We start from the raw sequence: 8624 nt of genomic DNA on the forward strand, positions 1-8624 counted from the left end.
TGCTTTATTGATTTTATTGTTAATTTATAGACTCATCTAAGCGGAGAAGAGCCCTATAGGTATGGAAAGTTACTTAACGTAGCGTCCAGTATTGATGGTGCCGATCACTTACAAGTATACGGACCTTCATGACAATATGCTTTTTCACATATTTTAAATCATGCTCTCTAATGCCTATCAATAAAAAAGCCCAAACAAAGGATTGGGCTCAATTGAATAATCATGAAACCATTGTCATGGTGGTTATATTCCGATTAATTTCCCCAGATTTGACTTACAAACTCTGGATGGTCAATAAACGGATTACGATTCCCTTGGAAATCATGTACCGCCTTATTTCGGTCGATTTCTTTTTGGCTTACTGGATCTTCAGAATGCCAACGCTTTAGCATAGTAAGTAGCCAAGGTTCAAAAACGGTTGTATTGGTTCCATCCAGAACGGCATCAGAGCTTGTAGAGTTTCCTTCCCAATTAGCGATTTCATTTTCATAGCGTGTTGCCATGTAGAAATATGCTCTTGCGAAATCACCTTTAAACTCATCAATTGGCTCAAACACCGTACCGACATAACCAAGAGAGTTCGCTGCACTGCCTAACTTAGAACCATTGCTTGATGTGTATGTCGCGCTACTCACCTCACCAAATGGCCAATTACTACGTTTCGAGTTAACGTAACCGTCAGTGGCAAATAAATGGTGACCGTCAGAGTTCATTGGCTCGACTTTCCCACCAAACCAGCTTTTCGGGAATGAGTGCTCACGGTTGTAGCAATCACCTTCTTTGCTGTATTGACCACATTGATCGGCCACCTTAGTAAATTGGATTGAATCTGAGCCTGAAGGTTTCTCCGAATACATATCGAGAATCGACCCATCAGTGTCATAGTATGCGTCTAGGTCAGCCTCAGACACTAACGTCCAAATAGCGGTGTAACCCTGACTACTATGATTATCAATAATTTGATACAAGGCCGTTTTTAACGCAAAGCCCACTTTGCCTTCAGCGTCTTTGTAATACTCACCTAACACTGGTGGTTCAGTTGGTGGTGTAGTTGAGCCACCAATCGTAAATTCTGTACTCTGACTTGCTTGGAAATCACCACCAGATGCCACAACGGTTCCGTTTACCGACAAACTGTATGAACCATTCCCCACACTGCAACACATCCCATCTCCATAAGAGTCTGAGACTTCTAGGGTGTAGCTACCATCTGCTAAACACATTTCCACTTCATTGTTGGTGTTACTTTGATAGTCTGAACCAGAATAAAGAGTTTGAGAAACTGAGTTTTTGAGAGACCAACTGGTTTCAGAGCCATAGTTATCCGTCACTAGCGTGAGTGCGGCACTTGTGTCATTGCAGCTTTGTGTTGGTGGAGTCTCCGTAGGCTGAAAGTTATCTAAATACACCACTTCCGCACCATCAAAACCTGCATCATCATAAAATCGTATGCCCACAACGATATCTTTAGTGCTCGTAGCGCTGTACGAGTGAGTCAATGCTTGCCACTGATTCGTTAAACCATTATTCGAGTAGCCTAAATAGCCATCAACAAAAAGGCGAGCTTTCACGTTGCCTTCCGTATGGTAAACATCGACAGAGAAATCATAAGTTTTCCCTTGTTCAACACTTATCGTTTGCAGAAAATCGGTATTACTTTGAGTGCCTGTATTCACTGTTACTTGCGCAGAGAAACTGCCGTTATTAACAGGTACGTTAGAGGGTGAAACTGCAATGCCGGAGTCAATCACACTCCATCCAGATGGTACGTTTCCTTCCCAGCTTTCGAAACTTCCATTTTGCATTTGCGCATGCGCACTCGCTGAACAAAGTAATGCAACGCCACTTAGTGTTATTATTCCATTTATCATATAACCTTCTGTTTAATTAGATAAAAAACCAACTAAGCTTAGAAAGTATTCAAAAGATGGATAGAGACATAAATCACACTTATAAATGTAAGCACTATCAGTTTTATTAATATATGTGATGTAAGCAATGCAACATCGACCTGTTAAACAAACGAATAAAAAAGGCTGAGCAGGTTATCTGACTCAGCCTTTTTACTGTTTAGAACTAGATCATTTATCGCCAGTGAGCATATCGAAGAAGATCTGTCTCGACTCTGGGGTGTTGTCTCGATGAGTTTCGTATTTTATATGCGAATTGGCATCAACAGATTTTGATAACTTGATACTCCAAAGTGCTTTCATTTGATTCGGTACAATTGAGTATCGGACGTCGATAATACGCAACTCGTCCGTTGGGTCCAGAGCAATATAACCATTAGAGAACCAGCGGAAGCGTTCAATATCTTTGGCTTGTTGAGAATCCAGGTCAAGCCAAGGTAAGTCCCTGCTAACGTTCAGCTTAGCGACCGACTCTCCTGGATATACGTTTACCGATGTGCCAACCCGCACTGCGTCTACATGATAATGAGCCTCAGTTTCGTACACCACTTTCCAAACCAAGATATTCGCAAAGCTTGGTTTTGCCTCTAATCGGATCGGCGTGTGCTGTCTTTCTTGCGCTAATTGCCAGCCAACCGCCTCTGCCCTGTCTCGCTGAATCATCCCTAACGTTGGATAAATTAGCGCCCAAGCAAATGCGACACGCGCTAGCCAAGGCGCTCGTTTCAACGTTGCACACACAAGCAACACTAGGATGGGAAGCGTATAAGCAGGATCGATGATTGAGATGGTGTTCCAAGCAAAACGTGCGTTGGTGAAAGGCCAAAGTAGCTGCGTGCCATAAGTGGTACAAGCGTCTAACAGTGCATGAGTGCCATAGCCCAGAGCGCAAAACAGCCAGCTTTGTTTGAAAGAAAGCCCACGCCTTTTTGCAATCAGGTGATGCAGAACCAAGGCACATATCAAACTGCCAATGGGGATAAAGAAGAGTGAATGGGTAAATTGTCGATGAAATTCCAACGCCAACAAAGGGTCACTTTGAGACTTAATCAGTGCATCTAGCTCTGGTGCCAATCCAGAGAGCAGCCCTAATACCCCAGCAACAATCAAATGTTGTTTTTTGCTTACTGACTGTGACAAAGAAGCGCCTAACACGCCCTGCGTTAAAGGATCCATAAATCACTCATTGATAGCATTCCGTTGAATCAAACAAGATACATTTAGCTATAGCAGTGAATTGGGTTAAATAACAATGTTTTATCAAGATAATACTGTTGATAAAACACCCTGACATGAATGAATTCCATGAAGCGTTAGCGTTAAACGTTTTGCTGTGTGGCCTTGCTTAACAGCATTTCCCAATCAGATTTATCAACCTGTTCTTTGTGAACATTCACTTTGTAATAGCCATTTTTAGTCAGTGATTTAACCTGAATATACTGACGAGAAAAGACAGAGTTTTTGATCACTAAGTTCGCTTTAACGTCATGTAGATGTATGTCTTCACCGACTAAAGATAAATGTCTTCGGGTGAACTTGGAGACCAAAGCATAGACAGCGATCATGATTAAGCTAGAAGTAACAAAAGGGAAAAACTGGAGCTCAGTCTGATAAAACAAGTTGATAGCTAAAGATGCGATCACGTAACTTATTATCATTGATAGAGCCACGTTCCAACGTGGGCCGTTGCCCTTAAATGAGATTTCTCGTGCCATTACTCGCCCCTTTAGATAAGTATTTGACCACATTTGAATATTTATTAAACGTGAACAATCTTATTATGCACCATGGTGCATTAAAATGAGTAACTCATGTTATTGGAGGGCTCAGATCGCAATTAGACATTTACATGCATTTTTTTGCACCTAAATGTCTAATGAATAAAGAAACTGATTCAGTTACAGGTTACTGAATTCTTTAATTAACGAGCAACCATGCTGGCTGCAATAACCACCAACAGTACTGAGAAGATCTTCTTAATCGTTGGAACCGGTAAATGGTTAGTTGCTTTTGCGCCTAGCGGAGCTGTAAACCAAGATGTGCACACGATGCCTAGCAGCGCAGGCAAATAAACAAAGCCAGCAAAACCTTCTGTTAGAGCAAAGTGGCTGCTGCCCGAGGTGATATAACCGATAGACCCAAATAATGCGATCACAATGCCACAAGCCGACGCACAACCAATGGCCTTTTTCATATCGACAGAGAAGAACGTCAATAGTGGAACCAGCAATGCCCCACCACCAATGCCTATCATGGCTGACAAGCCGCCCGTAATAGTTGTAAGAACCGTTAGTACGCCCTTGTTCGGTAGCTTTCGTTCTTTAGGCGCGTCATTTTTGCTGCTTAAGAACATCTTGATCGCAATAAGAACCACACTTACGGCAAACACAATACGAACAACTTTTTCCGGTAAAAGAGCCGCCATAAAGCCACTAATCAATGCACCCAGAGCAACACCCAACATGATCCAAGGTGCCAAATCCCAAGGCACGTTTCCATTTTTGTGGTGAGCAAGCGCAGAGGAAGTTGAGGTAAACAAAATTGATGCCAAGGAAGTCGCAATCGCTGCAACGACCACTTGGTCAGCAGGTAAAACTTCTAAGTGAAGTAAAATGCTGCTTAACACAGGTACAATGATAAGCCCTCCGCCAATCCCCAAAAGTCCGGCAAGAAAACCAACACCACTGCCTAATAATGCACAGTATAAAATCAACAACAGCAACTCACTCATTTCGTCCATCTCTTAATTAAATTAATTGTCTTAAATAACGCACTATTAATGTGGTTATATTTCCATCAAGCCAATTAATATAACTGACACCACCTAATATTTTCAAACATAATAGATCATGAATATTCCTCATGTTGAATGTGAAGGAATACCATTGTTAATCATTTATCGAACCAAGTATAAAAATACCAAGCGATTAACTTAATACCGTATTAATTTTTCATACAGTATTGCCTTCAACTATTAATCCGGTCACAAGCAAAAATAAAAGCAATTTTAATTCTAAAGACCGCGAAAGTCAGACAACAGATTGGGATATCAGATCAACATGAATACAGAATTTAATTTTACAATTAAGAGCATTAGCCTCGACGAGAACTATCAACCTGCGGACAGCACACGTATCACCACCAACTTCGCTAACTTGGCGCGTGGTGACAGCCGCCAAGCAAACTTGCGCAATGCACTGCAGATGATTGACAACAGTTTCAACGCATTAGCACACTGGGACAACCCAAAGGGCGACCGTTACTCTGTAGAGCTTGAAATCATTTCTGTTGATATGGACATTGAAAGCAACGGCGAAGCATTCCCTTCCATTGAAGTACTGAAAACCAATATTCTGGACCGTAAAACCAACGAGCGTATTGAAGGCATTATCGGAAATAACTTCTCTTCTTATGTTCGAGATTATGACTTTAGCGTACGTCTATTGGATCATAATAAAGGCCAAGATAAATTCAGCATTCCAGAAGATTTTGGTGATTTGCACGGCAAGCTTTTTAAATATTTCGTTAACTCTGACGCTTACAAAAAGAACTTTAATAAGCCACCTGTTATTTGCTTAAGCGTGTCAGATAATAAAACCTATTACCGTACTGAAAACCAACACCCAGTATTAGGTTTTGAATACCAACCAAATGAGTCTTCTTTAACTGAACAATATTTTAAGAAGATGGGCTTACAGGTTCGTTACTTCATGCCGCCAAACAGTGTTGCACCTCTAGCTTTCTATTTCTTTGGTGATCTACTGAACGATTACTCAAACCTAGAACTTATCAGCACCATCAGCACCATGGGTACATTCCAAAAAATCTACCGTCCTGAGATTTACAACGCGAATGCGGTTGCAGGTAACTGCTACCAACCAAACTTGAAAAACTTGGATCACTCGCTAACTCAAATCGTGTATGACCGAGAAGAACGAAGCAAATTAGCTATCGAACAAGGTAAATTCGCAGAAGAGACTTTCATTAAGCCATACCAGTCAGTTCTAGAGAACTGGTCTGCCAACTACGCGCTTTAATCGAGCAATTACGCTCTTAAATCACCAAGGATAGGCAGTATAAATTATGAAAACATTATTACCGACTTCAACAGCAGGCAGCTTACCTAAGCCATCTTGGCTAGCACAGCCAGAGACACTTTGGTCTCCATGGAAACTGGAAGGCGACGAATTAACCGACGGCAAACAAGACGCGCTACGTGTCTCTCTTCAAGACCAGCAACAAGCCGGTATTGATATTGTGAGTGACGGCGAACAGACACGTCAGCACTTTGTAACAACCTTCATTGAACACTTGAATGGCGTGGATTTTGAGAAGCGTGAAACCGTTAAAATTCGCGACCGTTACGATGCGAGTGTACCAACAGTCGTTGGCCCTGTTTCTCGTCAAAAATCGGTTTTTGTCGAAGATGCTAAGTTCTTACGCCAGCAAACGGATCAACCAATTAAGTGGGCTCTACCGGGGCCAATGACCATGATAGATACGCTTTACGACGCGCATTACCAAAGCCGTGAAAAGCTAGCATGGGAGTTCGCAAAAATCCTTAACGAAGAAGCAAAAGAGTTAGAAGCTGCTGGTGTTGATATTATTCAGTTCGATGAGCCTGCGTTTAACGTATTTTTTGATGACGTGAACGATTGGGGTATTGCTTGTTTAGAAAGAGCCATTGAAGGGCTTAAGTGTGAAACTGCAGTCCATATTTGTTATGGCTACGGCATCAAAGCAAATACGGATTGGAAAAAGACACTAGGTACCGAGTGGCGCCAATACGAAGAGGTATTTCCTAAGCTTCAGCAATCGAATATCGATATCATCTCATTAGAGTGTCATAACTCTCATGTTCCGGTTGAATTGCTTGAGCTCGTTCGAGGTAAGAAAGTGATGGTCGGTGCTATCGATGTTGCAACCAATTCAATTGAAACACCAGAAGAAGTTGCCGACACTCTACGAGAAACACTGAAGTATGTTGATGCCGATAAGCTCTACCCGTGCACCAACTGCGGCATGGCTCCCCTTCCTCGTGAAATTGCCTCAGCTAAGCTCAATGCGCTAAGCGCTGGCGCAGAGATCGTTCGTAAAGAACTTTCAGAGTAACGGTTTAAACTCAAACCAAAACTAAAACCGAATTCTTGAAGCCTAAGTATCCTATTGATGCTTAGGCTTTTTCTATATTAGTACATGATTTTTATAAGCAGCGGCTTACCAAGTTTTATCTAAGTCTTGAGCATATAAAGAGATCGCGCGTTGGTACTCTTTAATCGCATCGCTATTAGTCGTAGATACCAAAAGCTCAAGTAATAGCGACGTCGCCTCTTTATGGCGACCTAAATTGTACAAACACATTGCGTAGAAAGGTTTCACCTCTATCGAGTCAGGATATTCAGCCATAGTCTGTTCGAAATAGCCTAAAGCCTCTGCATAAAGACCAAGGCTTCGATAAGTACTCGCCAAACCGAACAGCGCATCAAAACGCTCTACTGAAGAAAGCACGCCAGACAGAGATAGCACATAATGCTCAATCGCCTGTCGCTCTTTACCTTGATTATCGTAAGACCACGCGATCTGCAAATGCGCTTTCGCGGCGTAATTTTCATCAGTGAGTAGCGTTGCCAACAAGTCACGTGACTCTTGGTACTTCTCTTCTTTTCGCAATTCGATTGCTTGTTTGATAATGGTGTCCATAGTTCTTCCTAAAATCAGTTCCATTTCAACGAGTCCTTTCACTTCAGACAACTGAGTAAAACCTTTTGATTGATAAAGCTTAATAGCGGGATTCTCACTGAACACGCACAACACCAATTGAGCCGATGATTGATTGTTCGCATGTTCAATAGCTAAATCGAGACACTTCGAACCAAAGCCTCTACCTTGATATTCAGCTAATATCTGCAAGTCCCTAAGAAACGTTGTATCACAGTTGTAACTGAAGCGGATAACACCAATACGGCTATCCCCTACATAAACTTCATAGTTATCCAGTTCATCCCAGCTGCGTAAAAACTGACTATGACCCCAAGCGATGCCACGAGCTTGGTAGTAACTCGCCATATTCGTTTTAGTGATCGATTCAGCGAACTTAGGATCGGAACCTTTGACTAACCTTACTTCCATATTGTGTCCTTTGTTTCTAAATCAAACATTGAGCAATACGTAATTTAAGTACCAAGAGTATTGCATCGTGTTTAAACCATCCTAATCAATCTGGTTCCTTGGTTAACGCCTTCTCTAACCACATTGAACTGATGTATTGACCGTTTTTCTTCGCATATTCATTGAACACTCCGACTTCTCGAAATCCAAAACGTTTATGAAGTGCTATTGAAGCCTCATTAGGTAAAGCAACACCTGAGAGTACGCGGTGAACACCATAATCACTAATCGATGCAAATAGCTGAGAATAAAGCTTAGAGCCTAAGCCTTTACCTTGAGCTTCTGTCGCAAGATAAATAGTGACCTCTGCGGTATCTTCAAATGCCGACATAACCCGGTATTGCTGAGAACACGCGAAGCCTAATAACGCATCACCTTCTGTCGCGACATAAAGTTGATATTTACTTTGACTAGAAAATTGAGAAAACCACTGCTGGCGATTTTCCAACGACAACTTCTCTTCTTCAAAGCGCGCATTGGTATGTTCAATATGATCTGCTCCAGTCAGACTGGACACTTAGCTAAGCGACATTTCGCTTTTCAAAG

8 protein-coding genes and 1 pseudogene are annotated in these 8624 nt (G+C 41.9%); 2 read left to right on the forward strand and 7 right to left on the reverse strand.

What is annotated here, in order from left to right:
- Positions 1 to 254 precede the first annotated feature (254 nt).
- The 4 genes from AB6E08_RS21820 to AB6E08_RS21835 form a co-directional block, all read right to left on the reverse strand.
- Complete coding sequence (locus tag AB6E08_RS21820) at positions 255 to 1871, reverse strand: endonuclease (RefSeq protein WP_372067507.1); 1617 nt, start codon at positions 1869 to 1871, stop codon at positions 255 to 257.
- A gap of 210 nt (positions 1872 to 2081) precedes the next feature.
- Complete coding sequence (locus AB6E08_RS21825) at positions 2082 to 3086, reverse strand: metal-dependent hydrolase (RefSeq protein WP_372067510.1); 1005 nt, start codon at positions 3084 to 3086, stop codon at positions 2082 to 2084.
- Between the two features lie 143 nt (positions 3087 to 3229).
- The gene (locus AB6E08_RS21830; protein ID WP_372067513.1) at positions 3230 to 3658 is read right to left on the reverse strand and encodes a hypothetical protein; all 429 of its coding nucleotides are present in this window, start codon (positions 3656 to 3658) and stop codon (positions 3230 to 3232) included.
- 173 nt (positions 3659 to 3831) lie between these two features.
- The gene (locus AB6E08_RS21835; RefSeq protein ID WP_009846561.1) at positions 3832 to 4641 is read right to left on the reverse strand and encodes a sulfite exporter TauE/SafE family protein; all 810 of its coding nucleotides are present in this window, start codon (positions 4639 to 4641) and stop codon (positions 3832 to 3834) included.
- A gap of 328 nt (positions 4642 to 4969) precedes the next feature.
- Between AB6E08_RS21835 and AB6E08_RS21840 the strand changes: the two genes are divergently transcribed.
- Positions 4970 to 5947, forward strand: coding sequence for a DUF1852 domain-containing protein (locus tag AB6E08_RS21840; protein WP_009846560.1), 978 nt, complete (start codon positions 4970 to 4972; stop codon positions 5945 to 5947).
- Between the two features lie 46 nt (positions 5948 to 5993).
- Positions 5994 to 7022 carry a methionine synthase gene (locus AB6E08_RS21845; RefSeq protein WP_009846559.1) on the forward strand — a complete coding sequence of 343 codons (1029 nt, stop codon included), beginning with the start codon at positions 5994 to 5996 and terminating at the stop codon, positions 7020 to 7022.
- A gap of 105 nt (positions 7023 to 7127) precedes the next feature.
- Here the strand turns inward: AB6E08_RS21845 and AB6E08_RS21850 are convergent, their stop codons facing one another.
- From AB6E08_RS21850 to AB6E08_RS21860, 3 genes and pseudogenes are all read right to left on the reverse strand, one after another.
- A complete protein-coding gene (locus AB6E08_RS21850; protein WP_029222928.1) occupies positions 7128 to 7610 on the reverse strand; it encodes a tetratricopeptide repeat protein in 483 nt (160 codons plus the stop codon).
- Positions 7608 to 8039, reverse strand: a pseudogene (locus AB6E08_RS21855) (GNAT family N-acetyltransferase); the annotation flags it as partial. The gene AB6E08_RS21850 and the pseudogene AB6E08_RS21855, both read right to left, overlap by 3 nt.
- Before the next feature lie 85 nt (positions 8040 to 8124).
- Entirely contained in the window at positions 8125 to 8595 is a 471-nt protein-coding gene (locus AB6E08_RS21860; protein ID WP_372160269.1) for an N-acetyltransferase family protein, read from the reverse strand.
- Positions 8596 to 8624: the final 29 nt, after the last annotated feature.

This window comes from Vibrio sp. 10N.247.310.24 (genome assembly GCF_041467175.1).
Lineage (GTDB): Bacteria > Pseudomonadota > Gammaproteobacteria > Enterobacterales > Vibrionaceae > Vibrio > Vibrio tasmaniensis_A.